Origin of the sequence: Catenovulum sediminis (assembly GCF_007289895.1) — a bacterium.
Classification (GTDB): Bacteria; Pseudomonadota; Gammaproteobacteria; order Enterobacterales; family Alteromonadaceae; genus Catenovulum; species Catenovulum sediminis.
In genome coordinates, this window is sequence record NZ_CP041660.1 from 2410416 (window position 1) to 2436569 (window position 26154).

Annotated in this window: 25 protein-coding genes; 18 read left to right on the forward strand and 7 right to left on the reverse strand. The window is 40.4% G+C overall.

The window, feature by feature from the left end:
* Positions 1 to 27: 27 nt before the first annotated feature.
* Positions 28 to 1695, forward strand: coding sequence for a GAF and HD-GYP domain-containing protein (locus tag FNT16_RS09935; protein ID WP_143871440.1), 1668 nt, complete (start codon positions 28 to 30; stop codon positions 1693 to 1695).
* Between the two features lie 34 nt (positions 1696 to 1729).
* Here FNT16_RS09935 and tesB read toward each other — a convergent pair whose 3' ends face one another.
* Positions 1730 to 2599 carry an acyl-CoA thioesterase II gene (gene tesB, locus FNT16_RS09940; protein ID WP_143871441.1) on the reverse strand — a complete coding sequence of 290 codons (870 nt, stop codon included), beginning with the start codon at positions 2597 to 2599 and terminating at the stop codon, positions 1730 to 1732.
* A 146-nt stretch (positions 2600 to 2745) separates the two neighbouring features.
* Here tesB and FNT16_RS09945 point away from each other — a divergent pair, with 146 nt between their 5' ends.
* Positions 2746 to 3939, forward strand: a complete 1194-nt coding sequence (locus FNT16_RS09945) for a GGDEF domain-containing protein (RefSeq protein WP_143871442.1) — start codon at positions 2746 to 2748, stop codon at positions 3937 to 3939.
* Positions 3940 to 3961: 22 nt separating this feature from the next.
* Entirely contained in the window at positions 3962 to 4510 is a 549-nt protein-coding gene (locus FNT16_RS09950; protein ID WP_143871443.1) for an NUDIX domain-containing protein, read from the forward strand.
* 53 nt (positions 4511 to 4563) lie between these two features.
* Here FNT16_RS09950 and FNT16_RS09955 read toward each other — a convergent pair whose 3' ends face one another.
* The 3 genes from FNT16_RS09955 to FNT16_RS09965 all read right to left on the reverse strand — a co-directional run bounded on the left by FNT16_RS09955 (position 4564) and on the right by FNT16_RS09965 (position 7545).
* Positions 4564 to 5058 (reverse strand): TIGR00645 family protein, encoded by a 495-nt coding sequence (locus FNT16_RS09955; RefSeq protein ID WP_143871444.1) that lies wholly within the window; start codon positions 5056 to 5058, stop codon positions 4564 to 4566.
* A gap of 202 nt (positions 5059 to 5260) precedes the next feature.
* Positions 5261 to 5470, reverse strand: coding sequence for a cold-shock protein (locus tag FNT16_RS09960; RefSeq protein ID WP_143871445.1), 210 nt, complete (start codon positions 5468 to 5470; stop codon positions 5261 to 5263).
* 170 nt (positions 5471 to 5640) lie between these two features.
* Positions 5641 to 7545 carry a TIGR00341 family protein gene (locus FNT16_RS09965; RefSeq protein WP_143871446.1) on the reverse strand — a complete coding sequence of 635 codons (1905 nt, stop codon included), beginning with the start codon at positions 7543 to 7545 and terminating at the stop codon, positions 5641 to 5643.
* A 208-nt stretch (positions 7546 to 7753) separates the two neighbouring features.
* Between FNT16_RS09965 and FNT16_RS21000 the strand changes: the two genes are divergently transcribed.
* Complete coding sequence (locus tag FNT16_RS21000; RefSeq protein WP_185976565.1) at positions 7754 to 9379, forward strand: methyl-accepting chemotaxis protein; 1626 nt, start codon at positions 7754 to 7756, stop codon at positions 9377 to 9379.
* Positions 9380 to 9424: 45 nt separating this feature from the next.
* On the opposite strand, the gene rsmD is transcribed toward FNT16_RS21000, so the two are convergent.
* Positions 9425 to 10054 carry a 16S rRNA (guanine(966)-N(2))-methyltransferase RsmD gene (rsmD, locus tag FNT16_RS09975; RefSeq protein WP_143871448.1) on the reverse strand — a complete coding sequence of 210 codons (630 nt, stop codon included), beginning with the start codon at positions 10052 to 10054 and terminating at the stop codon, positions 9425 to 9427.
* An 81-nt stretch (positions 10055 to 10135) separates the two neighbouring features.
* Here rsmD and ftsY point away from each other — a divergent pair, with 81 nt between their 5' ends.
* The 3 genes from ftsY to ftsX are packed head-to-tail and all read left to right on the forward strand — an operon-like array spanning position 10136 to position 13263.
* On the forward strand, positions 10136 to 11575 hold the full coding sequence (ftsY, locus tag FNT16_RS09980; protein ID WP_221935016.1) for a signal recognition particle-docking protein FtsY: 1440 nt from the start codon (positions 10136 to 10138) through the stop codon (positions 11573 to 11575).
* A gap of 12 nt (positions 11576 to 11587) precedes the next feature.
* Positions 11588 to 12277, forward strand: coding sequence for a cell division ATP-binding protein FtsE (gene ftsE / locus FNT16_RS09985; RefSeq protein ID WP_143871450.1), 690 nt, complete (start codon positions 11588 to 11590; stop codon positions 12275 to 12277).
* Positions 12274 to 13263, forward strand: coding sequence for a permease-like cell division protein FtsX (ftsX, locus tag FNT16_RS09990; protein ID WP_143871451.1), 990 nt, complete (start codon positions 12274 to 12276; stop codon positions 13261 to 13263). Before ftsE ends, ftsX begins: the two co-directional genes overlap by 4 nt.
* Positions 13264 to 13374: 111 nt before the next feature.
* On the opposite strand, the gene FNT16_RS09995 is transcribed toward ftsX, so the two are convergent.
* The gene (locus FNT16_RS09995; RefSeq protein ID WP_143871452.1) at positions 13375 to 14115 is read right to left on the reverse strand and encodes a DUF481 domain-containing protein; all 741 of its coding nucleotides are present in this window, start codon (positions 14113 to 14115) and stop codon (positions 13375 to 13377) included.
* Between the two features lie 27 nt (positions 14116 to 14142).
* Entirely contained in the window at positions 14143 to 14964 is an 822-nt protein-coding gene (locus FNT16_RS10000; protein WP_143871453.1) for a mechanosensitive ion channel domain-containing protein, read from the reverse strand.
* Positions 14965 to 15221: 257 nt separating this feature from the next.
* On the opposite strand from FNT16_RS10000, the gene crp reads away from it, so the two are divergent.
* From crp to FNT16_RS10055, 11 genes are all read left to right on the forward strand, one after another.
* Positions 15222 to 15854 (forward strand): cAMP-activated global transcriptional regulator CRP, encoded by a 633-nt coding sequence (crp, locus tag FNT16_RS10005; RefSeq protein ID WP_143872941.1) that lies wholly within the window; start codon positions 15222 to 15224, stop codon positions 15852 to 15854.
* Positions 15855 to 15951: 97 nt separating this feature from the next.
* Positions 15952 to 16761: an LPP20 family lipoprotein gene (locus tag FNT16_RS10010; protein ID WP_143871454.1), complete on the forward strand. Its 810-nt coding sequence runs from the start codon at positions 15952 to 15954 to the stop codon at positions 16759 to 16761.
* A gap of 16 nt (positions 16762 to 16777) precedes the next feature.
* A complete protein-coding gene (locus tag FNT16_RS10015; protein ID WP_143871455.1) occupies positions 16778 to 18088 on the forward strand; it encodes a murein transglycosylase domain-containing protein in 1311 nt (436 codons plus the stop codon).
* Between the two features lie 4 nt (positions 18089 to 18092).
* Complete coding sequence (locus FNT16_RS10020; RefSeq protein WP_143871456.1) at positions 18093 to 19139, forward strand: LPP20 family lipoprotein; 1047 nt, start codon at positions 18093 to 18095, stop codon at positions 19137 to 19139.
* A gap of 1 nt (position 19140) precedes the next feature.
* Positions 19141 to 19890, forward strand: coding sequence for a tetratricopeptide repeat protein (locus FNT16_RS10025; RefSeq protein ID WP_143871457.1), 750 nt, complete (start codon positions 19141 to 19143; stop codon positions 19888 to 19890).
* Positions 19862 to 20644 (forward strand): hypothetical protein, encoded by a 783-nt coding sequence (locus FNT16_RS10030; RefSeq protein WP_185976566.1) that lies wholly within the window; start codon positions 19862 to 19864, stop codon positions 20642 to 20644. The genes FNT16_RS10025 and FNT16_RS10030 overlap by 29 nt, the downstream gene beginning before the upstream one ends.
* The gene (locus FNT16_RS10035; protein ID WP_143871459.1) at positions 20641 to 21432 is read left to right on the forward strand and encodes an MlaE family ABC transporter permease; all 792 of its coding nucleotides are present in this window, start codon (positions 20641 to 20643) and stop codon (positions 21430 to 21432) included. The genes FNT16_RS10030 and FNT16_RS10035 overlap by 4 nt, the downstream gene beginning before the upstream one ends.
* The gene (locus FNT16_RS10040; protein ID WP_143871460.1) at positions 21429 to 22079 is read left to right on the forward strand and encodes an ATP-binding cassette domain-containing protein; all 651 of its coding nucleotides are present in this window, start codon (positions 21429 to 21431) and stop codon (positions 22077 to 22079) included. Before FNT16_RS10035 ends, FNT16_RS10040 begins: the two co-directional genes overlap by 4 nt.
* A 4-nt stretch (positions 22080 to 22083) precedes the next feature.
* Complete coding sequence (locus FNT16_RS10045) at positions 22084 to 23061, forward strand: MlaD family protein (protein WP_143871461.1); 978 nt, start codon at positions 22084 to 22086, stop codon at positions 23059 to 23061.
* Between the two features lie 9 nt (positions 23062 to 23070).
* Positions 23071 to 24159 carry a hypothetical protein gene (locus FNT16_RS10050; RefSeq protein ID WP_143871462.1) on the forward strand — a complete coding sequence of 363 codons (1089 nt, stop codon included), beginning with the start codon at positions 23071 to 23073 and terminating at the stop codon, positions 24157 to 24159.
* Between the two features lie 15 nt (positions 24160 to 24174).
* The gene (locus tag FNT16_RS10055) at positions 24175 to 26151 is read left to right on the forward strand and encodes a CsgG/HfaB family protein (RefSeq protein WP_143871463.1); all 1977 of its coding nucleotides are present in this window, start codon (positions 24175 to 24177) and stop codon (positions 26149 to 26151) included.
* Positions 26152 to 26154 lie beyond the last annotated feature (3 nt).

Below are 26154 nucleotides of genomic sequence, written 5' to 3' on the forward strand. Positions count from 1 at the left end.
TATAAAGATACAAGTGAGTAATATGTCATGAGCGGAGCAATCCAGGACGTAATCCAAAAAGATCTGCATGAACAAGTTGAACACCTGATTAACGTCGGGGTAGCTTTGTCATCTGAGAAAGATACGACCAAGTTACTTGAGCAAATCTTGCTTGCTGCGCAGGATTTGACGCATGCTGACGGTGGGACGATTTATTCTGTCACAGAAAACAATGAACTTAAGTTTGAAACACTTGTTAACCATACCCTAGATATGTACATGGGAGGGTCGAGTGGTAAAACAATACCCTTTCCTGTCATTCCACTGACCGTTGAAAATAAACCTAATCTGAATGCTTTAGTCGCTTTTGCTGCCAATAAAGATATTGTCGTTAATATTCCGGACGCATATCAGCCATTTGATGGTTTTGATATGACAGCAGCCCGAGAAATGGACAAAAAAATTGGCTATCGAACACAGTCTGTTTTAACCATTCCAATGAAAAACCACGAAGGGCGGTTAAATGGTGTTTTGCAACTGATCAACGCCCAGCGAAAAAATCCCGATGGTAGTCTTTCGGTTATTCCTTTTTCGCCAGAAATTCAGCGATTAGTGGTTTCATTAGCCTCACAAGCAGCCGTTGCACTGACAAACCGTCAATTGATTGATGATATGCAGACGCTCTTTCAATCATTTACAAAATTAATCGCAAAAGCAATTGATGAAAAATCACCCTACACAGGTGGTCATTGCCGGCGCGTACCTGAAATTACCATGCTATTGGCGAAAGCGGTTAACGAAAATACAAAAGGACCGTTGGCAGAGTTTGCGTTGTCAGAAGCGGACATGTATGAGTTAAATATCGCAGCTTGGTTGCACGATTGCGGTAAAGTTGGCACGCCTGAATATGTGATGGACAAAGCGACCAAACTTGAAACAATAGCCGATCGGATTCATTTAGTTGAAGCGCGCTTTGAAATTTATCGAAGAGATCTGCAGCTTGAATACCAGGATAAACAGATAGAAGCAGCGAAAGCCGGTGCAATGGATCGGGTGAATGTGTTGCAAAGTGAATTGAACCAAAAAATTGAAAAACTAGAATCTGATTTCGCGTTTCTTAAAAAAGCCAATATTGGTGGTGAGTTTATGACACCGGAAGATCAGGCCAGAGTTGAAGAAATTGCGAAGCGTGCGGAATTAAACATTAATGGTCGAATTCAGCCGTTATTAACAGACGACGAAGTATCAAATTTAAAAATTGCGCGCGGTACATTAAATGATGAAGAAAGACGTATCATTAATAAACATATTGAAATTACTATAGAAATGTTAGAAGCCCTGCCGTTTCCAAGACATTTAAAAAATGTACCAGAATATGCTGGGGGGCATCACGAAAAAATGGATGGCACAGGCTATCCTCGAAAACTGACACGAGAACAGATGTCTGTACCTGCACGTATGATGGCAATCGCGGATATATTTGAAGCACTGACGGCAACAGATCGGCCTTATAAACCCGCTAAAACCTTAAGTCAATGCTTGAAAATATTAGGTTTTATGAAAAAAGATAATCATATTGACCCTGACTTATTTGATATTTTTGTGGATTACAAAGTGTACGAGCTATTTGCTCAGCAGTTTTTAAGCCCCGAGCAAATAGATGAAATTGATGTGAACAACATACCGGGATACCTGCCACCGGAAAAGCGTTTTTGAGCCAGTAGTTTTGTAGCCAGTAACAGCTTTGTGTTTAAAGGGGCGTGGGCTTATCGCGCATAACCCCTTCCTGAGCGCAAGAGGCAACTAAATTACCTTGACGATCGAATATTTGGCCTCGCACTAGACCTCTGGCGCCTGAAGCAGAAGGGCTGTCAATTTGGTATAACAACCAGTCATCAAAGTTAAATGGGCGATGAAACCACATTGAGTGGTCAATCGTCGCGACCTGCAAGCCCGGATCCATAAATGTGCGTCCATGTGGCTGCAGTGCAGTGACTAAAAAATTGAAGTCTGACGCATAAGCTAATAAGTATTTATGCACCACATTTTGCGTTGGCAAACTACCATTTGCTTTTAACCAAATATGCCGGTGTGGTGGGGCAGGTTCTGGTTTTAATGGGTTTAAGAGCTCCACAGGGCGAATTTCGATTGGTTTATCGCAAATAAACTTTTCACGAATCGAGATAGGAATTTGATCTTGGTAGGCTCTGGCAAACTCTAATTCTGAAGCCAGACCCTCAGGGCCTTTTACATTTGGCATTTTAGTTTGATGATCAAAGCCCGTTTCAGCTTTTTGAAATGAGGCCGTCAGGTAAAAAATGGGTTTGCCATGTTGGATAGCTTCAACTCGTCGAGTACAAAAACTGCGCCCATCTCGAATCACATCAACTTTATAAATAATCGGGTTAGCTACATCCCCCGGGCGCAAGAAATAGGAATGAAAAGAATGGATATAACGTTCATTATCGACTGTTTGTTGGGTGGCCGACAGAGCTTGGCCTAACACTTGTCCGCCAAAAACTGCACCAAAACCTAAATCTTGTGACTGACCTCGGTAAATACCCTGTTCAATACGTTCAAGTGCCATTAGGTCAACCAATTCTTGCAGTACAGTTGTCATCGTGAACCTCCCAATACTATTATCTAATGGTACGACCAGTTGGCTGTAGCGTCAAATTTTTACGATTTTTGTTTTAATGCAAGAAAAATCAACAGGCTCTAATTTAGCTGTTAAGATAAGCGAAAATAAAATAAATATTAAGCAGTATGTTTTTGATTCGAGCTTTGGCAATACCGCTGACAATTCTATTTTCAGCTTATTTTGCCCATACATTATACCTCTTTCAATTTGGTGGCTGGTTAAATACCGTGGTTTGGCTGCCTTACCTGACGTTAATCGTTAGCCTGTTTTTCTGTTTGCAATTTAATCAGTCCAGACTGGCTTTATTGTCACTTGCTTTATTTATTCAGCTGCCTTGGTTACCAAGGTATTTTAGTTTTTTAAATGTACCGGATGATCTTTGGCAAGCACTGAGTATCGTTAACATATCCGTCTCTAGTTTGATTATTATGTTTCTCAAAGATCGAAGTTTAAGGCATTGGATATCTTGGCTTGCCGTGTTGGTAACTATCGCGCCTTGGGGGATTAGCTTAAGTCTGGCATATTTTCAGCCATTAAAACTACAAGCCTTATTGTTTTGGCAACCTCTATCAAACAATTGGTTATCGCTACTTGTGTGTCTCCTTAGTTTGCTGGTTATTGTATTTAACTTGGTTTTATTAATGTGGCGAAAACAAGCTCAGGATGCCTGTTACAGTGCTGTTATTGTCACCCTTTGGTTGGCGCAACACTTGCAGCCTAATCAACAACTGCAATCGCTATGTTTTGCCACTGCGGGCATTTTTATACTAATTTGTGTTTTCCAATATAGTTATCGTTTGGCATACCAAGATGAATTAACGGGATTGCCTTCTAGGCGGGCACTTAACCAATATGCGTCTAGTTTGGGGCGTAAATATATTGTTGTTATGTCAGACGTGGATCACTTTAAAAAGTTTAACGATACCTATGGTCATGATGTTGGAGATCAGGTATTAAAATTAGTGGCCAGCCGTTTGTCTAAAGTGATGCTGGGCGGGCGGGTATACCGCTATGGCGGTGAAGAATTTACCCTCTTGTTTAGTGGTAAAGACGAAACTCAGGTGGTCGCAGAGTTAGAGCGATTGCGACAAGATATTGCTAACTATGATATGGTGGTACGCGATAAAAGCCGTTCAAATCAATCACCAAAAGATAGAAAGTCGCAAAAAAATGATGGCAAAAAAGTGGTAAATGTCACCATTAGTTTAGGCTATGCCAAAAGCTCAAAAGCACTACGTAGATTTGACGATTGTTTAAAACAAGCTGATGAAGCTTTATATCGCGCTAAAAAAGCGGGTCGCAATTGTGTTAGTGATTAAACAAGTGGTTAACGGAGATTAAATGAAAGACGAACATAATCCATGGCAAACTCATAGCACTAAAGAAATATACAAAAATGCTTGGATACGCGTACGTGAAGACAAGGTCACGACACCAGCAAATACCGCGGGTATATATAGTGTTGTGGAGTTTCAAAATTTAGCAGTGGGCATTGTGCCGATTGATGAAGAGGGCAATACTTGGTTGGTCGGTCAATGGCGATATCCATTAAATCAGTACAGTTGGGAAATTATCGAAGGCGGTTGTCCAAAAGGAGAATCACCGAGTGACTGCGCGCTTCGGGAGCTAAAAGAAGAAGCCGGCTTAACGGCAACTTCTACCGAAGCCTTTTTAGAAATGTCACTGTCTAACTCTTCAACCGATGACAAAGCCATTGTTTATATCGCCAAAGGGATATCTGAAGGGCAGGCAGAGCCTGAAGAAACAGAACAATTGCAGCTGGTTAAATTACCACTGGCAGAAGCATATCAATATGTTATGGAAGGGCGTATACATGACGCCATTAGTATCGCTGCGCTACTTAAGCTAAAAGCAATGCAGGTATTTTAGCCGCATGTGCTTTAGCTGCAGATATTCATCTAGATGGGCGTGATTGCAACGCCCTAGTGACTATGGCGTGTAATCTTATCTAGATAGCCCATCGCAAATGCAGAGACGACGAACGTCAAATGCACAACGACGTACCAAAACATTTTTTCGCTTGGGACATTTTCAGCATTCATAAAAATCTTTAGCAAATGAATGGAAGATATGGCAACAATAGAGGCTGCCACTTTATTTTTTAAGGTGCCCGCGTCGACTTTACCGAGCCAGCCAAGTTTTTCCTGGTTTTCGTCTATGTCTATCTGGCTGACAAAGTTTTCGTAACTGGAAAACATAACCATCACCAATAAACCGCCGACTAAGACCATATCGATTAAAGATAATATCATCAGAATTAGATCAATTTCTGCAATTTCAAAAACATGCGGGATAAGGTGAAACATTTCTTGAAAAAACTTAATGGCTAAAGCGATCAGAGCCAAGCTTAAACCAATATAAATGGGGGCTAATAACCAACGTGTTGCGTATAAAAACTTTTCTAACTGCTTTTCCAAAATAAACTCCAGTACAGTTTAGGCAGATCAATAATATAAAATATGTGCTGGATTATACGTGTTTAAATACAAGACTGGAATTAGATAAACAAAGGAGAATGGATTTTTTTGATGACGTGAAGGGGGGACAAAAAGCCGGCCAAATCATTATTTAAATGACCGACTTTAACTGTAACTTAATCAAATAATTGATTAATCACTATTAGGCCGGTACAACGTTCTCTGCCTGAGGACCCTTCTGACCTTGAGTAACAGTCATAGTTACTTGTTGGCCTTCTTGAAGAGTTTTACGACCATTAGCAACGATTGCGCTGTAATGGACGAAAACGTCCTTGCCGCCTTCCTGTTCAATAAATCCAAAACCTTTTTCATCATTGAACCACTTTACTGTACCGATAACTTGATTTGACATTTTATTCTCTTACAAAGTAAAACTAAGTTACCAAACGATCTGGTAACCTTTCAGTTGCGTTTTTACGCACTACCCATTCTAACAGCAATTTTGATTAAATGTCGCTCACTTTTATGAATTTTTTTTAAAAATATTTAGCAAAAGTAAAGTGAATTTTAACCGGCGGTTGGTCAGCGTCTGATAACCACGGTAATTTCCATTTCAAACTCAGTCTTAAGTTTGTTTTTCAATGCGGATTTTACATTTTTAATCATATTTTCTGTTGGGTAACGTGCAACAATCAAGTCAAACTTGATGAGCATTGGCTTACTGCTAATGATTTCAACATTGTTGATTTGTGCGTTATCTAACTCAACTGAGATTATCTTATTAATGGTCGTATTATTTTGCACCATATTTACAAAACTAACCGCCAGCGGTACAGATATCACAGCTGTTATTAATATCGGTGCAATTAAACCTTTTTGCGCCCGTTTAAAAGGAGAAAAACCGAGCCATGAAAATGTTATCGCTGCAGCTAAAACAATGCCGGACAAGTTTGTTAGAAATAACAAAAACGAACCAGTCATCATATCTAGGTTCAACCATGCCAAGGCGACACCTGTTGTTGCTAATGGTGGGACTAGTGCTACGGCAATCGCGACACCGGCTAGGCTTTTGGCAATTTCAGCCCGACTATTTGCGTATGCTGCCGCAATACCCGAAATAATAGCAACACCCAAATCTAGTAAATTGGGTGAAACTCTAGCCATCATTTCGGCTGTTTGTACATGCAATGGAATGAGTAAAGCAATAAATGCACCAGCAAAAAGTGCAAGACATAATCCATAGATTAGGGTTTTGCTTGCTTGGGCCATTAAATCCTGATCTTGTCTGACGGTTCCCATTGAAAAAGATACAATGGGCGCCATTAAAGGGGCAAGGATCATGGCGCCAATGATGACAGGTGCTGAATTGGCAAATAATCCGAGCGTGGCTAACATAGTAGACAACGTCATTAAGGTTAAAAATGAAGCAGAAGCGGCTGCATTTTCTCTCAGTGATTGGTATAAATCTCTGAACTCTTCCGTGCCAGCATGAATATTCCAAGGTAAGGTATTGCTTACTAACTCGGCGACAGCATCATCCGCGGGTAAGTTTTGAGTTCTAAAAATTTCTTTGCTTTGTAGTGCTGATTTTTCGATCTTTAAATAGCGACCCGGTACTAAATTTAATACACGGTTTTCAATGCTAAAAATCAACTTATTGTCTAGCTTCAGGCGGTCATCAATTTTATATTCAATTGGCTTGCTCGTTGTGACTTCCATGCCTGAGGAGCGAATATGACCAATAAAATCTGGCATGTTTATCGGTGGATTAAAAATATTCTTTAACATACCAATAAATAGCTGACGCAAACTGCGTGGTGCTAAAAAGACAGCGTGAAACATTCCATCATTAATATTGCTATCGCCGATTAGTTGTTGCACAAACCGAGCATTGCTGGCGTGTTCAATGACAGAAATGGCGGTCGCAGCCGTGGTAATTGTTTTACCTTTTTGTGTTGTTAAGGTGACTTGAAACGGAACTTGATGGCGTATCTTTTTCCAGCGACGACAAAAATTTGTAATTCGGCTAAATACACCCGAGCGAGGCATTCTTACTGGCTTGAATCCGGCAAACTCACCTATGTCTACCGAATTTAATACCAATTCATTATTGCATTTTAAAATATCAACCGCATGCATTGGACAGCTTAAGCTATCTTGTATCGCTTCGTTTAACTCAGAGTGTAGACCAAAACCGATAATGCTTTGTTGTCCTTCTGGATGCGGTAAGATGGATACAATGCATTTATAAGAAGACAGCAAGGGAATTGTTTGGGCGTTCAATTCATCTGATAAATACAATAAGCAATAGTCGTTTTCGTTTAGTCGAGTCGCACCAGAAAGAATATCTTGGACTTGCACCAGTGTTACTGGGTGGTGTTTTAATTGAGATTCGACCAATGCAAGTTCCATATCTTCAGCCGTGCCTTGTTGAATTAGGAAAATTGTTTTTAAATTTGCTGTATCAGGCTGTGGCGTATTACTCATGTCTTAAATATCCGGAAAAGTTATCTCTATATGCTGGCAGATATTTAGCAAAGTGCAATCGAATCCTGAGCGCACATTCACTTAAATGAGAGAACGATGCTTAGCGAAATATTGAAAGTGTATCGCATGCAATTTTTTTAGCGATTTCTGAACTAAATATAAATTAACGCGTACAATGATGAATATCTTATATTGTACTGGGGTACACATGTTCATCACTGCGAATAAACGTAATTATCAAGGACAAGCTTTGTTAGATGCTTTACCCGACGCATCTATATTGGTTTTAAATGGAAATATTGTTTTATCAAATGCACACTTTAAACAAGCGTTTCCTTCATTGGGCAATAATAAAACAAGTGATACCTCGTTTTTGCAGAAATTAGGTCAGTTTACAAAAACCGCTCATGCGCAAGCCGCGTTTGAATTTAAAGCCGGTGAATGTTACACCTGTAGTCAAAGTGCAATAGATATACTGGGCATTCAGTACCAGCTGTACATTTTAAAACGGGTCAATCAAACATTATTAGACAGTGAATTTTTCTCAGGTTTGTTGAGTTTTTTCAGTGAAGGCATTTTGGTATTTGATTCACATAATAAACTTGTTTTTAAAAATCAGGCGTTGGATGAGCTGATACCCGGCAATAAGTTTAACTTGGGTAAAAATTTAGATTTAACAAAATCGCTAGGCTCAATTAGTACTATCAAAAAATCTGGTCTTGTTGACTACCCGCTGCAAGATGGCACAGTGCTGTATATCAGTGTGGAGCGATTTACTTTTGAACATCAACGGGAAAAATTTCATGCGATTCTGCTAGGGGATCAAACAGAAGAGCAACACGAAAAACGACAATTTGAGATGATGAGCCGAGTGGTGAGTAATACCAGTACCTCAGTGTTAATTACTGATACACGTGGCCATGTGGAATATGTAAATCCTGGTTTTGAAAAATTGACGGGTTATACGTTAGAAGAGGTTAAAGGTAAAAAGCCGGGTTCAATACTTCAAAAAGAGCAAACAGACAAACAAACAATAAAGCGAATATCAGAAAAATTAAAACGCAGAGAAGCATTTTACGAAGAAATTTTAAATTTTGACAAGCAAGGTGTACCTTATTGGATAGTGTTATCAGTTAATCCAACGTTTAATCATAAAGGCCAGCATACGGGGTTTGTTGGTGTCAGCTCGGATATTCGAGAAATAAAGCGTCAGTCTTTGCAGCAGCTCAGTCAAAAAGAAGCAATTAGTAAACATTCTGCGGTGATGGAGTTTGAAAGAAATGGTGTGCTAAGAGATTGCAATGCCTATACTTTGGCGCAGTTCGGCGATATTAGCGTAGTGGACTTTTCTACTTTAGTGCAAAACATTAAAGAGCATTTAGACGCAAAGCAACTAGCGCTTGTAGAAGCCGGACAATCTTCGAATGTTGCGATCAAAACTAATTATCAGGGAAAAGATATCACTTTTGACTGCATTATTACGCCCACTCTTGACTTAAAAGGTTCAGTAGACAAATACGTTGTTTTTGGTACCAATGTGTCCCAGCGTAACCTAGTAATAGAAAATACGCACAGTGCTATGAGCCAAGTTCTGGACAGAATTCAGGACATAGTGACGACGATTAACTCTGTTTCTGAGCAAACTAATTTGTTAGCGCTAAACGCGGCAATAGAAGCGGCAAGAGCTGGGGAAGCGGGGCGGGGCTTTGCTGTGGTCGCCGATGAGGTGAGAACCTTAGCAAAAAGCTCAACAGAAGCCGCTACGCAAATAGGGACATTAATTGAAGAAACACAAGTACATGTTGATGGTTTATCGACATTTTTAGCTAAATAATAGTTTCAATTAATATTTGACTATGCTTAATAGGGTGCGTTCCTGTTAATGCTCGTCATTATATTGATATAGTTGATATTTACTTTGACCGGCTGTTTGGGATTTCAGCAGTTTCCAACTGCTGGGTAAAGTAAGTTGCGCTAGTTCATTTTCATATTCTAGGTAAATTAAACCTTGTTTAGCAATATAGTTATTTTCAGTCACTAATCTGCAGGTTTTTTCTAATAACCCTTGCCTAAAAGGCGGGTCGATAAAAATAATATCGTAAGATTCTGCGCTATTGTGGGTCTGCAAATAGTCTAATGTATCCGTTTGCACAACGGCTGCCGCAGAGGGCGGCAATCCTTTTAGATTACTCAAATTTGCTTTTAATGAGACAGCAGCCGCTTTAGATTTTTCCAGTAAAGTGGCATAGCGAGCACCGCGAGATAAGGCTTCAAACGAAAGCGAACCTGAGCCTGCATAACAGTCCAGTACGCGACTTTCAGCCACCTCAAACATTAACCAGTTGAATAAGGTTTCTTTCACTCTATCCGTTGTGGGGCGCAAGCCGGGTAAATCTGCAACAGATAACTTGCGGCCTTTCCATTGTCCAGCGATAATTCGTACAAAACCGGCAGAAAGAGCAGGTTTCATATTTGCTTTATTTTGTCTGCGCGTTGGGCGTGATACCATAACAAACCTAAGTTAACAGTTTCTTTAATATTTAATTGTACAGCAATCTGCTCTGCGATTTCAGAAGAGAATTAAATTTACATGAGCGAAAAAAAAGGTTTATTCGGCTGGTTTGGCCGCAAAAACAAAAAAACGGAAGCGTCTCAGGACGAACAACAGCCTGCTGTCTCTCACGACAGTGTAGAAGAGAGTCGTAATTTAAAAAACACAGAAAGCGCGTTAGAAGACGCATTAGAAGGCGCATTAGATAGCAGTTCAAAAAGCAGCGACACTAAAGTCGAACCTGTTGCAGAAACAATGGGCGCCGAAGAAAATCTTCAGCAATCGCATGTAGCTGAAATAGACATAGCTGAAAAAGCTGACCTAGCGGCTGAGGAGAAATCAGCGAGCGAAACGACAGAGCAGAACAGCAGTGTGGCAATTGCATCGAATGACACTGCATCGAATGACACTGCAACGAATGACACTGCATCGAATGACACTGGATTGACTGAACAAGCGTTAGAAATACAAACAACCGCGGCTTCTAGTGAAACTCAGACACATGACGCTGGACAGCCAGAACCCCAAGAAAAACCTAAAAAAGGTTTATTTGCTCGTTTAAAGGCCAGTTTATCGCGCACTAAAGAGTCAATCGGTAGTGGCTTGTTTAGTTTATTCAAAGGCAAAACAATAGATGACGAGTTATATGAAGACTTGGAAACTCAATTGTTGATGGCAGATGTCGGGATTGACACAACAACTCGTATTATTGACTCGGTTACGCAATCGGCTGAACGTAAACAATTGAAAGATGCAGAATCGCTATACACTGTTGTAAAAGACAAGATGCGGGATATTTTGGGGAGCGTTAACGAGCCACTTATACCAGAGCATTCAGAAGACGGGCCTTTTGTTATATTGATGGTCGGTGTTAATGGGGTGGGTAAAACAACCACTATAGGTAAACTCGCTAAAAAATACCAGCAGCAGGGAAAATCTGTGATGTTAGCAGCAGGCGATACGTTCCGCGCAGCGGCTGTCGAACAATTACAAGTTTGGGGACAAAGAAATGATATTCCAGTGGTCGCCCAGCATACAGGTGCAGACAGTGCATCCGTTTTGTATGATGCATTTGCTTCTGCAAAATCTAAAAACTGTGATGTTTTGATTGCAGATACGGCAGGGCGGTTACAGAACAAATCGCATTTAATGGAAGAGTTGAAAAAGATTGTTCGGGTGATGAAAAAAATAGATGCTAAAGCGCCGCATGAAGTTATGTTGGTGTTGGATGCAGCGACCGGGCAAAATGCTATCAGTCAAACAAAGCTGTTCCGAGAAGCGGTAGGATTAACTGGGATAACTTTGACCAAGTTAGACGGCACCGCGAAGGGTGGTATTATTTTCGCTTTAGCCGATCAATTTAAAGTCCCAATCCGCTATATCGGGGTGGGTGAAGGTATTGATGATTTAAGAGACTTTGACGCAGATGATTTTATCGATGCGTTGTTTGAGCAGGAATCACAGGAACAAGCACAATAAGGCAGGAACAGGATGATTCGATTTGAGCAGGTATCCAAGACGTATCCGGGCGGACATCAGGCGTTACAAAAAATCAGCTTTCATATAGAAGCGGGTGAAATGGCGTTTTTAACCGGTCACTCGGGTGCAGGCAAGAGTACCTTGCTTAAATTAATATCCATTATGGAGCGCCCTTCTGTTGGGCATGTTTTTATCAACGGGCATGACCTAAGTGCGATAGGGCCGCGCAAAGTACCTTATGTAAGACGCGATATCGGCATGATTTTTCAGAATCACCGATTATTAAAAGAAAACTCCGTATTTGATAATGTTGCGCTGCCGCTGGTCATTGAAGGCTATGGACTAAAGGAAATTCGAAAACGCGTTCATACCGCGTTGGATAAGGTGGGATTGTTAGATAAAGAGCGATATTACCCTCACATGTTATCTGGGGGCGAGCAGCAAAGAGTCGGAATTGCACGCGCTGTGGTCAATACCCCGCCAATTTTATTAGCTGATGAACCGACTGGTAATTTAGATCCCAAATTATCTTTGGATATTATGCGTTTATTTGAAGATTTCAATAGTGTCGGGACCTCCGTCTTAATTGCAACGCATGATCTCGGTTTAATTGCGAGAATGAAATATCGCACATTAACTCTTAAAAAAGGCCGTATGGCGGAAGATGGGCTGACTGATAATGGACACGGAGAACTGTTATGAGTTTGTTGTTTAAACAAAGAAATCCAAAGGGTGCAAGTCAAAGAAAACTCGGTCTAATCGGCCGGGTGGTTGGGGTTATCGTTTCAAATATCCGTCAAATATTAACCGCATTAGGTGAAATATGGCGTGATCCGGTTCCATCTATCCTAACGGTTGCGGTATTGGGTGTCAGTTTGACATTGCCATCTGTCATGTATGTGGTCGTTAAAAATGCAGAGCAAGTGGAGCAGCACTGGCAAAATGCAGCTGAAATTTCACTGTTTTTACAACAGGATTTAACCAGTCAGCAATTATCAACCTTTGTAAAGCAAATTGAGTTGCATGCTCAAGTTGAAAAAATTCAACTTATTTCGGCAGATGATGCACTGCAGGAGTTTGAGCAGTTATCCGGTTTTGGTGGCGCATTGCAAATGTTAGATAAAAACCCGTTACCTAACGTATTGCTGGTAACCCCGATGCAAGAGTATGCATCAGCCAGTGCGGCTGCAGATTTATTGCTAGAGTTTGAACAAATGAGAGAGGTTGACTTTGGCAAGTTAGATATTGAGTGGCTGCGAAGGCTAAATTCAGTACTGCAATTAATTAAAGATACGATGGGCAGTCTAACGATACTTTTATGTGCATCGGTTGTTTTAATCGTTGGTAATACCATTCGACTATCAATTATTAACCGCAAAGAAGAAATTGAAGTACTCAAGCTGGTGGGCGCGACAGACGCATTTATTCAAAGGCCTTTTTTATTTACGGGGTTATGGTATGGCTTTTTTGGCGGCATTATCGCTTGGCTTAGCATTGAAATTATGCTGTTTTATTTGTCGGGCTCGATCGCAACAATTGCAGATTTATACCAGTCAAACTTTAAATTAACGGGCTTAAATGTCAGAGAAATGCTTAATTTGCTGCTTATCAGTATGTCACTGGGGTTAATCGGTTCATTTTTAGTGGTTAGAAAGCAAATTAAACTGATAGAGCCTGATACCGCTTAATCGCTGAGTACAAAAATTTATAAAATAACAAGTGATGCGCAATTTAGATAAACTAATCTATAAAAAAAAGGGATGCTTAACATCCCTTTTATTGACTCATTCATTATAGTTTTAGAATAGATAGACGACCGTAATACTGGTGGTTGTATCTGTCTTTTCTTTACCGACTTTAACGTCACTGTTATGGGTGATGGTATAAGCCGCTTTCATACTTAGGTTGCCCATTAAGTTTGCACTCACGGCGGTTTCAGATTTACTGCGGGTGTTTTGTCCGCTTTCTAGCGCTGCTTCGGTGCTGAGTTTCTGGCTGAATCTAGCATTGTCACTCAATTTATACTGATATGTAGCCGCTAAGCGAAGTACTGCAGATTCTTCTTTATCACCCTCTTCGAGTTTACTGAAAGTGTAACCCGGACCAATATTATAGTTTAGAAATGAATGTTCATTACTAAAGAGTTGGTCTGAATAACCCACTGCTACCGTACTTTGATATTCAAAGCCACTGAATTTATCATCTTCATAACTTGCATAGACGAATAATGCGGCGTTTTCAGCATTGAGTTTGTAGTCACCCTGACCTGAAACGAAAACTTTTTGTGCTGTGGTTTGGCTGACTTTTGTGCCGTTTACTTCAACCTCATCTTTCTTGTAAAGCGCGTCGAGCTGATACTGATTTTTCCAGTTTTCTAAATCGTGGGTAATGCCAACTTTACCTTTTAGAGAGGTAGTTTCCGTATTGCCTGATGTTGTAATGACACCTAACTCAACTTCGCCTTCCAAAGGTGCTTTGGCGTGGGCGGTTAATGACGCACAGATTAAACAGGCTAGTGAAGTAAGTTTAAATGTACTCAAAATTAAATTTCCTATTGTTTATATTGGTTAAGATTTTTCTGAATGCAAGTGTACATCCATTTGTGGAAATGGAATGGCGATATCGTTGCGCTCTAACTCTATTTTAATGGTTTTGTTCAAATCATAAAATACAGTCCAGTAATCTGCGGTATTAACCCACGAGCGTACGTTAAAGTTAACAGAGGAATCAGCCAATGCAGCTACGCCAACGGTAAAGTCTTTATCCTGTAATACCAGTTCATGTTTGCTTAAAATATCGCGCAACACGGATTCTGTTTTTTGCAGGTCTGCTTCATACGAAACACCCACGACCAGATCTAAGCGGCGAATATCATGGCGTGAATAGTTGGTAATGGGCGAGCCAGTCACTTGTGCATTGGGCACGACTACATATTTATTATCAGGTGTCGTTAGCACTGTAGAAAAAATTTGAATCTCTTTTACCACGCCAGCGACACCGCCAGCCTCTATAAAATCACCGGCTTTGAAAGGTCGGAAAATCGTGATTAATATGCCAGATGCAAAGTTTGATAAAGAACCTTGCAAAGACAAGCCGATTGCTAAACCTGCGGCACCTAGAATAGCGACAAATGTTGCGGTTTGAATACCCACATGACTTAGAGCTGCGATAATTACAGCCGCGACGACAACCGCATGTATCAAACTACTAACAAAAGATGCTACTGCAGCATCAATAGATTTTTTTATCAGGATGTTTTTACAAGCATTAGCGAGGTAGCGTGCTAGTTTAGTACCTAACCAAAGTATCAGTAAGGCGGTCACCAAACTAATTAGATGATTCAAAAGTAAACCCTGGTTATCTGTAAACCAATCTTTAATGTTTTCCATTTTTGCTCCTTAAAATGTATGAAGGGAAAGCAATACAGTTTTGTATTTAAGTTTAAAAAATGACTGCTCCAGCTATAATCAAAATAATAGCTTTATTTTTTCTGATCTGCTGATACAGGATAGCGCTTAAAAAGGATCATTATATGACAGAGAAATTCACTTATCTGAGTGATTTTTCTGCATATAACTGTATCATACGCAAAGATTGGAAAATATGTGTAACAAATCACATCAGAATAAAAAAAAGAGAGCCGCTTATGAGTATGCCATACCATGTAGCAAATGATGAAGAGCTACAAGCATTTATCAAGCATTGTAATCGTCGCCGTTACCCAGCCAAAAGTACCATCATAAATGCAGGTGATAATCCGGATGCACTTTATTTGCTACTGGATGGTTCAGTGTCCGTCAGCATCGAAAGTGATGAGGGGCGTGAATTGATACTTGCTTACCTTAACCCTGGGGAGTTTTATGGTGAGATGGGGTTATTTGATGGTCAAGTCCGCAGTGCTTTCGTGCGCGCCAGAACCGATTGTGAAGTTGCGGAAATCAGTTATGACAAATTTCGTCAATTAGTAGCCCAAGACGCGAATATATTATTTCGAGTATCAGAACAATTGGCGCTGCGCCTGCGGGATACCTCACGTAAAGTAGTCGATCTGGCCTTTTTAGATGTTACGGGCAGAGTTGCCGCCGCGTTGTTGGATTTATCTAAGCAACCCGATGCAATGACACATCCGGACGGTATGCAAATTAAAGTAACCAGACAAGAACTTGGGCGAATAGTGGGCTGCTCGCGGGAAATGGTTGGACGCGTATTAAAGAATTTAGAGGAGCAGGGACTGATTGAAGCACATGGTAAAACCATGGTCATCTATGGCACACGATAAAAAAATTGGAATATCGTGAATCAGTTCATTTATTTGTTCAGGCTTTGGTTTAGACTAAAAATAATTTGCTGCCCATTTATAAATAAGGAAATGTACAATGACTAAATTTACTGGCTTTTTGGCAATCGCCGTCGCACTTATAAGTTTCACTTCTCAGGCTAACAATCAAGCGTTTCAAAGCGGTGTTATGGAAGCAACTGGCTTTGGAACTGTTGATATGAGTAAAGTGGCAAACAAGGTGCAAGCGCGCTTTATGGCCAAAAGAGCAGCTCAAGTGGACGCTCAGCGTAACTTAGCAGAGCAGATTCGCGGTATTCGTTTAACCGCAGGTACCACAGTTGAAGATTATGAAGTCACTTCTGATGTGATAGCAACACGCGTTAAAGGCACTTTGGAAGGTGCTTTTATTATCGACTCAAAACTCACCGAAGAAGACGGGACCTATGTCGCGGAAGTCAAAGTGGGGGTCTGTATGAATGCGCAGTCTAGTCAATGTCGCAATAAACAGAATTTGAAAAAGGCACTAGTTGAGGTTTACCAGCCTGCAGCGCAAGCCAAAGTTGAAGAGGTCTTTACTGCACCCGTAGAAAACGAGCCGCAAACAGTGCATTCGGCATTTATTTTAGATGCTAGCAAACAACCCTACACCGCCTCTTTACTGACTAAAGTTTACACCAACGATGGTAAACTGGTTTTATCTTCTAAAGACTTTGAAAGTCACCAAACAAAATCACTTGTTTGGAGTGCAAATGCTGCAGAGTTTGATAGTTTTAACCCGAAATTAGTTAAAGTTGAACGCATCGTAAATGGCAGTGATTTAATTATCTCAGAAAGTGATGCGAAAGCAATATTGGCCAATGTCCAACGACAAGCGATGGATGGTTTATTGGTGATAGTGTCCGAATAACACGAGGAGTGTGTTTATGAAAGGCCTAATCAAATTTTCAATACTCACTACTATGCTCGTTTCTATTGGGTTAAATGCTGCACAACCCGAAGATGATTTCGATGCAATCGATGCCCTGTTAGATAAACAGTTTGCAGGGACAGATGCCATTTTGGAACGTCGTTTCGATGCCGTCGAAGAGGCGGTTGATAAAGCATTCAAAGGTCTGACAACAAAAATTGAAATAAATTGGGGGGCGGATGGATTGGTGCTGCCCAGCCCTCACGAGTGGGTGGATTATTCGCCTGATATGCAAACTCGAAGAATAATGGATTTTGAAGCGGGTATTTTAACGGTTGAAACCATTATTCAGCCCAACCAATCACAAAAAGAAATCGCACACACATTGAAGCAAGCAGTCCAAAGTGCGGCAACTGACTCAGCCAGCGATCTGGAAAAAAAAGACCAACTGGCCGCGGCAATTAAAGAGCATCTGTCTAAACAAGTTGATTCCAAGGCACCAACAACAAGCCGTGCAGACTCGTCAAATACTGAAAAACCGCTATTAAAAAACGCTATTTCAACTCAACAGCTTAGTTATATGCTAAAAGAGATTGAATCGTTGAACACAGATTCGCTACCAGCTGCTCAACAAACTGCAAAGGTTAAAGAAGACGCACCTTCAACGACAAAAGAAAGTGAAAAACAGCCAAAAACCGCAAAGATAGAAAGAAAAATGATACAAGCAGGTGGCGCTGAAGCGGTCGTGGTGCGCGTGCAGATACCGTTTTTATCTGATTATCAAAATAGCCTGATAGAAGATAATTTGCATGTTATTAAGAAATATTCAAAGACATTTGACGTTCCGGTTTCTTTGATATTAGCCATTATTCAGACTGAATCTAGTTTTAACCCCCGAGCGACTTCGCCAATACCGGCTTTTGGTTTAATGCAATTGGTCCCCAGAACGGCTGGAATAGATGCGTATCGCCATGTATATGGTGAAAAAAAGATCGTTGAACCTGAATATTTGTATGACCCAGAAAACAATATAGAGCTTGGCGTCGCGTACTTTAATTTATTAACAACGCGCTATTTGAGAAAAGTAAATGACCCTTTGTCTCGTTTCTATTGTGCTGTTGCTTCATACAATACCGGTGTGGGTAACTTGGCGAAAACATTTACTGGCCGTAAAAATTTTAATAAAGCTGCTAGACTTATAAATGAACAAACGCCAGAACAGATTTACCAATTTTTGATTGAGAAATTACCGGCATTAGAAACTCGGCGTTACCTTAAAAAAGTAACCTTAGCTCAGCAAAAGTATAAACAATGGGATGAAAATTAAGTAGATGAAAATCAATAGAAAATTCAGTTTTGCTTTGTTATTTTCCTGGTCTGTACTATGCCTGCAGTACACATCGGCAGATGAGGTTGTGCGTGCAAATGCACAAGGCGGGGTCAATTGGTCAGCCGGTACCGTTTTCGCGCATGGTTATGGTGTCGCCCCACAAGAGCATATGGGGACTTCAAAAGCACGTCTTTTAGCGCGCCGAGCTGCGCAGCTTGACGCATACAGAAACTTGGCAGAAATTCTAAATGGTGTGCGAGTTAATTCTGAAACATTGGTGCAGGATATGACACTGGCAAGTGATACAGTGCGAACCAAAGTTGATGCGATTATCAAAGGCGCCACAATGACACAGGACCATTATCAAAATGAAGTGGCGACTGTAACGATGCAAATCCCGATGGCAGGTAATTTGCTGTCAACTGTAATTCCATCTGATAAATCCATTACCTCAGCGGCCAATGGTGTGCATGGTTTTCCACTGTATTTAGAGACAATTAACGCGCATTGGTTGGCATTTAAAAATGAAGCGGCATTATGGGCACCGATCAGTCGTGCATTTGCCAGCAATGCAAGTTTTGTCATTACGACCACTGAAGAGGCCGAATTTGGTAAAAAGTTATTGTCGTGGTTAGAAGCAGAAGGTGCAACCTCGGCGGTTGATATGTTGCAAGCCTCCATCGACGCTTTTGAAAATACATCTACCTTCACTGGTTTATTGATAGATGCTTCCAACGTTGCAGATTTTGAAATTGCGGCTGTGCCGACAATTCGCAGTGAGAGCGGTGAGATTATTTATCCAAATGATGATACTTCATATGAAGATTTGGTTAAAAAAAGACCTGTTTCATATGACTTTGACGTAAATGATGCAATCAGAAATGTTCGAGTGGCGATTAAACCTATGATAGTTAAAGCCAACAAAACCTACAAATTGCGTAAATCTGATTTGGTTATTTCTCAGCAAGATGCACAAATTTTAAAATCAAACAAAACAATTTATCAGGTGATGCATACAGCAGGTGTCATGGTTGTGGTAGCAGATTAGTATGGTTAGGGTATTTTCAACGTTTTGGGTCTTGCTATCATTGTGCAGCGTTGGTGTTGTGAATGCAGCCAATACAGGCTCTTTGTATCAAGCTGAAAATTTAGATAAATACTTGAAGTCTGAAAAGCGCGTTGTCGTGCAGGCGCAAAAATTTATCGAGGCGGGCGAATTCGATAGTGCAGACAAGCTCACTTCACTAGCGCTCAGATTATATCCAAAAAACGATATGATATATGCATTAAGAGGTGAAGCTCTGTATCAGGCTAAACAATTTGAACCGGCCGAAGCGATGTTTATGCAGGCGCTTAACTTAAACCCTTTAAACACAGTTGCAAAAAAATACATTGAAGAGATACGAACGACATCTGAGTTATCAGAAAGTGTACTCTCTCAAGAATGGAAGTCGGTTGCGCGTGATAAAGTAGGCGACTTTATTGTACTGGTTATTGGTATTTGGCTGGGCACAACATTAAACACCATAGGTGCAAGAATTGGACGCTGGCGCTTTAGACGACATAGTAAAAAATTATTCTTAGCCAATGACTTTGATGATTTTGCCGATTTACTCGAAATACAATTAGCTTCAAATGAGCTTAAACCGCTGCGTGAGAGTATGGCTTTTATGCTCAGGCACAAATCTTTGGATGAGTCGATAGCCATATTAGAAGAATACGTCAACCGGCCAGACCATTTAGATACTTTTATTCGGATGTTAAAAAGTGATGCAAAACGTATGGAGCTGGAAGGCTAACGTCAACAAAGCGCGAGTTTTCATTTTGCTGTTTGGCAGTAGTTTGCTTATCGCCTGTGCAAGCTCAAGTCAGCCAGTGTCACCTGTATTGCAAGATGCACGAGCACAGGTAGTTGAACTGCAGCATAGTTCAACAAACAACATGCAGTTAGTGCAGAACCTTAGAGACATTTTAGTGAGTTTTGCAGATGTTGATTATCTTTGGAAAGCTGACTTACTACTCGCAAATCAATATATGGTGCATGGATTGCAAAAGCAAGCAAGAGCCAGCTTGCAAGACTGTATTCATTTAAATCAATCCACTGAGTTACTTGAAGGACAGCAAAGTTGCCAGCTATTACTGTATCGTCTAACAGAGCAAGCTGAATTATTGCAGCAAATTATTGACAATCCAGCATCAGAGCGGCTTCAGGCACTGGCTTATGCTTATCAAGGCGAGCTTGATAAAGCGCAAGCTTTATTGAAGCATATACCCAAAGATCATTACGCAGATTTAGCATATTTAAACTTTCAGCTAGGATGGCACTATAAGCAAACGCAATATTTGCATGATGCACTGAAATACTATCGCTTGGCGGCTGACAAGCGCGGTATTGTCGATACATTGTTCGCACTCGCCAAGGTGTATCATATAAAAAAAGAGCAGGGTAAAAGTAAGCACTATAGTTTACTGGCTTTGCGCAGTGCCAAAATTAACTTTCCTCAGCTTGCGATCAAAATACAAAACTGGCAAGCACAAAGAGCTTCATCATGATTGGCTTGGTTGGTCACTATACGCGATCATTTTTCACTTATATGGGTGATATAACTGGGTTACTCACGCTCACTATAAAAGAAATAAAGCACCTGACACACCCTGCAAGACGAGCGATATTTTTTTTCTTATTTAAACGCCAGCTGTTTAATACAGGTGTACGGGCAATTGGTATTAATACCGCAATTGCCATCATTATTGGTTCATTAATGATGGCTCGGTTGTTCGCATTATTGCCGCCAGGTAAAAGCATGGCTGAGTTTTATGCTAACTTTTTTGTCATAGTGGTTATTCGGGAATTAGGGCCTTTGATTTCAGGTATTATATTAATTGCTCGCTCAGCTACTGCGATAACGGCTGAAATTGGGCATTTAAAACTTTATAACGAGTTTGAAGTGCTGCAAGCACAAAAAATGAGCCCGATATTTATTTTTTTGCTCCCGGTTTTTTTTGCGTTTCCTTTATCTTTACTTTTAATGTTCATCTTTTTTAATGCAGTGAGTATTTTGTCTGCTTATTTTGTTATTTTGCTGGATGATCCAACATTATCTTTTACCTTTTTCCTATCTGCTATTTTATCTAAAATTACCATGCTTGAAGTCATCATTACCCTGTGTAAAGCGCTTATCGGAGGCAGCCTGATTGGCCTTATCAGTTTACATTTTAGTGGTAAAGTCGGAGGGCGGTTTACCGATATCAGTCGGGCTATATCCAGCTCAACGACAGCACAATTAATCGCGTTTTTTACACTTAATGTCGGCTTAAGTTTACTGGCCTATCAATTATGAATCTAAAAGTTGATAATTTTTATTTGGCATTTGGTGATTTGGTGTTGTTTGAAAATGCCGCGTTAAAGTTAGAGCGCGGTAAAATGATTTGTCTGTCAACTGGTGTGTTGGATGGTGGAACCAGTTTTCTAAAAGCATGTGCCGGTATAGTGCCATATCAGCAAGGGCAAGTGTTGATTGAAAATCAAGATCTGCAGAATATGTCAGATGATCAACGCTTCAAACACATCACTTACTGTTATGAGGTTGGTGGCTTGGTCAGCCTTTTTTCTGTCTATAATAATATTGCACTGCCACTGCGTTATCATCGCAGTTTGCCCAACAAAATAATTCACCAGCGAATTTTATCGGCAGCGAGTGATTTAGGCGTGTTAAATCTGCTGGATTATGAACCATATGAATTAAATGATGTGCAAACCCGATTGATTAATCTGGTCCGAGCTTTAGTTATTAGGCCGCGCGTAATTTTAGCCGATGAGCTACAATCAGGTATGTCTCCGGGGATGCGTAGTAACGTGATCCAGGTCCTAGAAGAGTATTGTGCTAAGACAAATGCAAGTGTTCTAATGACGACCACGGCCGGTGACGAAACAGCTTTCGCGGACCAAGTCTATTATATTGAAAACCGACAAATAAAAGCGGAATAAATAAATGAGTTTTGTAAAACCCAAAGCATTTGAAAGTAGTCTGCAAGATAGAGTGCTGGGGCTTGTGATTGTGATTGCTGTCGCGCTGTTAATTTATGCAATTTATGTCAGCCAGCTGGTTTCATCTTCACAAAGTGATCAATACCAGTTAAAGGCCAAACTAACACAAACTTACGGAATAGAATTAAATTCTTCTATCACATTGTCTGGCGTACTAATTGGTCACGTTGACAGGATACGCCTGACTGATGATGCACATGTTGAAATATATATGAATCTAGACGAAAAATATAAAGCGTTTTACCGTCAGGGCAGTGTGATAAAAATTGACTCTCAATTGGGCTTAAATACGGTGATTAGCGGCAGTGGCTTGGTTTTTCTACCTTCGCCAGAGCACAACCCTCTATTGGCAAGTCAGAGTTATATTTCTGTTGAAGAGCCGTACTCCTTTCAGGATTTGGTTAAAAAATGGGAAGTTGAAAAACTTGCTCAGCAATTAGTCAGTATTGTTGAAAGTTTAGCCGAGGTCAGCCAAACCATAGAAGACAATCAACAAAACATCGCGGCTAGCATGAAGCAAGTGAACGCGCTGACAGCAAGTTTATTAACAACCGCGCAGCAGTTGCCGCAGACAGTTCAGCTCGCTAACAAGAGCTTAGAAAGCATTGAGACGCTGAGCAAGCAATTGCAGCATACGACACTCGCTTTGCAAACCCCAGCAATCGAAGCTTTAGACAGTTTTCAGGAAACGGCTAAGCAGGGGACAGATACTTTGCAACAATTCGGACAAAGTGTGGAACAGCTACCAGCGCTTATTTATCAGTTGGATGCAACTTTGGTTGCTTCGCGTAAGCTTATACATAGTTTGGATTCACATTGGTTGCTAGGTGGCAATGGTGAAAAAAACCATATCATACAGCTACCTATTCACCCGTATGATGATAAACTATACTCAAATAACGTTAAAATTGAATCGGAATGAGGTAACAGGATGCGTATTCAAACGATAAGAAAATATTTTAACCTGTTTATTTTAACTCTCCTGTTTCACACCTCGATACCCGCATATGCTGGAAAAGTTGTTGTTGCTAAAGGGGTTAGCGACATTCAGGATGGAAAAATGGCACAAGCCTATAAGGTAGCTTTAGCCAACGCTAAACGCGCTGCAATAGAGCAAGCTGTCGGCACTATTATTGAATCACGTACCTTAGTTGAAAACTTTCAAATGGTAAGCGATCAGGTTTTCACCAGTGCCAGTGGTCGATTGAAGTCATTTCAAATTCTTGAAGAAGGTAAAACTGAAGATAATTTGTATCAAGTCACGATACAAGCAGAAGCCGATGTCGATGGTTTGATTCAACAAGTAGACAGTTTTCAAAAAGCACTAAAATGGCAGAAAAAACCAAGAATTACCGTAATAATCGACGATTTTAGTGTAGAAAAGGATTCAATCAGCGCAGAGCAAGTTCGTAGCTACTTGATAGATAACTTACAAGACGACAAATTCCCCGTTTATGATTTAGCGCCGGATACCAAGTTGCGCGGTGGCTTTGTGATTCACTTGAACGTTGCCAAACAGCAAGACGAATCAGAATATCAAGGCATGAAGTTAACCTCTAATGCATTAGCGATTAATGCCCGATTGACTCGTGCAGATGATCAAAAAATATTAGCGACAGCATCCGGAGCAAAGACACTTCCGGGCGCGAGCAGTAGCCGCAGTAGTCGTAAAGCGGCTAAAAAAATCGTTAAAACTATTTGGCAGGAACTACGCAAAGAATTAACCCAAGCTTGGGTTAATGAGCAGTATGCAGCGCGCAGTATGGGGCTGTTTATCGAAGATTTAGAGTCGCATCAACAAGCAAAAGATGTGGTTCAAGCTATCAAACAAACATTAGCAGGTGTAAAAAGCATTGAGCTTGTCAGTTACGACAAGGGGTTAGCTGAATTTCAATTGAATTACAGAGGCTGGCCAGAGCAATTTGTTGACGAATTGCATTCAAGTGTTTTTTCGCAACGACATTTTTCGTCAAAAGTTCAGCGCCTTGCTGGCAATCAACTAACGATAAAAATTCAATAAATTCCAGGAGCGAACATGAAAACCAAAGCTGCGCTTATCCTATCAGCAATCTTACTAGCTGGATGTGGGGCTAGCGGAAAACCAGAGTATGATATTGGTGTGCAACTTAGCCAAGCACAAAAGTACCAGCAAGCGATCCAATACATCGAACAGGCATTAAAAAAAGAGCCAGACAATTCGCAATATAAAAACAAGTTGCGCGATCTGACAAATAAGCTAGTAAATAAATTATCAGAAGAGGTTAATGAAAACCTTAATGCGATGCCGTTAACAATTGCCAATTTAGATGCAGCAGAAGAAAAAATTAACGAAGTTAAAAAATATAATTCAGGCAAAGCAAACGGTTTAGCTAATCAGTTAGAAAGTGTTAAAGCTGATTTTTTAAGTTTAGTTTCTGCAAAATATCAGCAGGGGTTAGATCATGCGATGGATAAAGAGTGGCTTAAGGCCAATGCGGTTTTAAAAGACGTACAGAATATTTATCCTAACTATGAACAAACCATGCAACTATTAACACGTGCACGCAGTGAAGGCGCAGCTCAATTGCTTGAGCAAGGGACGTTCGAGTTAAAAAATGACAATATTGCAAAAGCGATAGCACACCTTAAAGGGGCATTGGAACTCAATCCTGCTTTGAATCAAGCAAACAACCTTTTAAAGTTGGCTGAACAAAATAATAATAAAGAATATTATCTGAAAAAAGCAGCCAAAGCTGAAGTGGATAATGACTGGATGGCAGCAGAAGATTACTATCTGAAAGCGTTAGAATTTGATCAATTCGATTCAGAGTTAGTGGCCAAGCTTAAGCGTGTTCGAGTCAATAAAGAGCTTAAATTAATCAATCAAAGTAATGCTTATATCGCTGACGGTTATTTATATAAAGCCGTGGACAGTTATACACAGGCGCAAGAATATTCGTTTGCAGATAACACTGTTCAGCAAAAGGCACTGCAGGCATTTTTATCTGCAAAAATAGCACAAGAAATCGAAGACTTTTTGGACGATGACCAATACGGCGCAGCCTATTACTGGTATAACAAACTACAACAAGTTAATCCTATGTATGAAGGCTTGTTCAGTAAAAAACAGGCGGTTGAAGACGCTATCTATACTCGTGTTCGTAAATCAATTGCGGTATTTGATTTTCGCAGTCCATCGAATAATGATGATGCCGGTATTATGATTGCTAACAATCTAATCTCTTATTTATTCAATAATGCATCGAAAGATATCAATATTCTTGAACGTGAAAACTTAAAATCAATCCTAGAAGAAATGAAATTGGGGCAAATTGGTGTCGTATCAGAAAATACAGCTAAAGAAATGGGCCGTATTTATGGTATCGACATAGCCATTATGGGAAGCGTATTATTATTTAAAGTCGATGAAAATTCATCCACCTCGAATAAAACTGCACGCTATCAAATTGGTGAAGTGATTGAAGATAATATTGAATACCTGAACTGGAAAACACGTAATCCTAAACCAAGCAAAGAAGACTTGAGAAATGCACCTGTGGCTAAAATCAAAGTGCCTAAATTTGCCGTTAAAGATTATGAAGTGCAAAACAAGAAAAAAGTCGGCTTTATTCAAATCTCCTACCGTATTGTTGATGTTGCAACGGGTGTCAATACCAGTGTAGAAACGCTTGAGCGTAAGCAAGTAGCAGAAGACAGTGCAAATGCGGGTATTGCAGATGCGGGAATTCAGTTTGATCCTATGGAAGTACCGACGGATACTGAGATTTTACAATCAATGACTTCTGATGTTGTAGATCAACTCGCGCGTGAAGTGCTTAAACCGTTGATGAATCTTGAGAAAGAATATTTCCAACGCGGAGAAGAGCTATTAAATCGCCGTCAGGAAATGTTGCCGGCTGTAGAGCGGTTTACGGATGCTATATTTGATGAAAAGTTAAAATCGGTTAATTCACCTATATCGGCCAAATCAGAACAATATATTGAAAAGGTCTTCCAGAACTATAAGTTCTAAGCG

What these genes read in the sequence shown, in the direction of transcription:
- rsmD (WP_143871448.1), bottom strand. Translation starts at nt 10,054, where the DNA reads ATGGTATCACGCCCAACGCGCAGACAAAATAAAGCAAATATGAAACCT.
- FNT16_RS10045 (WP_143871461.1), top strand. Translation starts at nt 22,084, where the DNA reads ATGAGTTTTGTAAAACCCAAAGCATTTGAAAGTAGTCTGCAAGATAGA.
- ftsY (WP_221935016.1), top strand. Translation starts at nt 10,136, where the DNA reads ATGAGCGAAAAAAAAGGTTTATTCGGCTGGTTTGGCCGCAAAAACAAA.
- FNT16_RS09935 (WP_143871440.1), top strand. Translation starts at nt 28, where the DNA reads ATGAGCGGAGCAATCCAGGACGTAATCCAAAAAGATCTGCATGAACAA.
- FNT16_RS10010 (WP_143871454.1), top strand. Translation starts at nt 15,952, where the DNA reads ATGACTAAATTTACTGGCTTTTTGGCAATCGCCGTCGCACTTATAAGT.
- FNT16_RS10000 (WP_143871453.1), bottom strand. Translation starts at nt 14,964, where the DNA reads ATGGAAAACATTAAAGATTGGTTTACAGATAACCAGGGTTTACTTTTG.
- FNT16_RS09960 (WP_143871445.1), bottom strand. Translation starts at nt 5,470, where the DNA reads ATGTCAAATCAAGTTATCGGTACAGTAAAGTGGTTCAATGATGAAAAA.
- FNT16_RS21000 (WP_185976565.1), top strand. Translation starts at nt 7,754, where the DNA reads ATGTTCATCACTGCGAATAAACGTAATTATCAAGGACAAGCTTTGTTA.
- FNT16_RS09965 (WP_143871446.1), bottom strand. Translation starts at nt 7,545, where the DNA reads ATGAGTAATACGCCACAGCCTGATACAGCAAATTTAAAAACAATTTTC.
- FNT16_RS10015 (WP_143871455.1), top strand. Translation starts at nt 16,778, where the DNA reads ATGAAAGGCCTAATCAAATTTTCAATACTCACTACTATGCTCGTTTCT.
- FNT16_RS10040 (WP_143871460.1), top strand. Translation starts at nt 21,429, where the DNA reads ATGAATCTAAAAGTTGATAATTTTTATTTGGCATTTGGTGATTTGGTG.
- FNT16_RS09945 (WP_143871442.1), top strand. Translation starts at nt 2,746, where the DNA reads ATGTTTTTGATTCGAGCTTTGGCAATACCGCTGACAATTCTATTTTCA.
- FNT16_RS09950 (WP_143871443.1), top strand. Translation starts at nt 3,962, where the DNA reads ATGAAAGACGAACATAATCCATGGCAAACTCATAGCACTAAAGAAATA.
- FNT16_RS10035 (WP_143871459.1), top strand. Translation starts at nt 20,641, where the DNA reads ATGATTGGCTTGGTTGGTCACTATACGCGATCATTTTTCACTTATATG.
- FNT16_RS10050 (WP_143871462.1), top strand. Translation starts at nt 23,071, where the DNA reads ATGCGTATTCAAACGATAAGAAAATATTTTAACCTGTTTATTTTAACT.
- FNT16_RS10055 (WP_143871463.1), top strand. Translation starts at nt 24,175, where the DNA reads ATGAAAACCAAAGCTGCGCTTATCCTATCAGCAATCTTACTAGCTGGA.
- FNT16_RS10025 (WP_143871457.1), top strand. Translation starts at nt 19,141, where the DNA reads ATGGTTAGGGTATTTTCAACGTTTTGGGTCTTGCTATCATTGTGCAGC.
- tesB (WP_143871441.1), bottom strand. Translation starts at nt 2,599, where the DNA reads ATGACAACTGTACTGCAAGAATTGGTTGACCTAATGGCACTTGAACGT.
- ftsE (WP_143871450.1), top strand. Translation starts at nt 11,588, where the DNA reads ATGATTCGATTTGAGCAGGTATCCAAGACGTATCCGGGCGGACATCAG.
- FNT16_RS10030 (WP_185976566.1), top strand. Translation starts at nt 19,862, where the DNA reads ATGCAAAACGTATGGAGCTGGAAGGCTAACGTCAACAAAGCGCGAGTT.
- FNT16_RS10020 (WP_143871456.1), top strand. Translation starts at nt 18,093, where the DNA reads ATGAAAATCAATAGAAAATTCAGTTTTGCTTTGTTATTTTCCTGGTCT.
- crp (WP_143872941.1), top strand. Translation starts at nt 15,222, where the DNA reads ATGAGTATGCCATACCATGTAGCAAATGATGAAGAGCTACAAGCATTT.
- ftsX (WP_143871451.1), top strand. Translation starts at nt 12,274, where the DNA reads ATGAGTTTGTTGTTTAAACAAAGAAATCCAAAGGGTGCAAGTCAAAGA.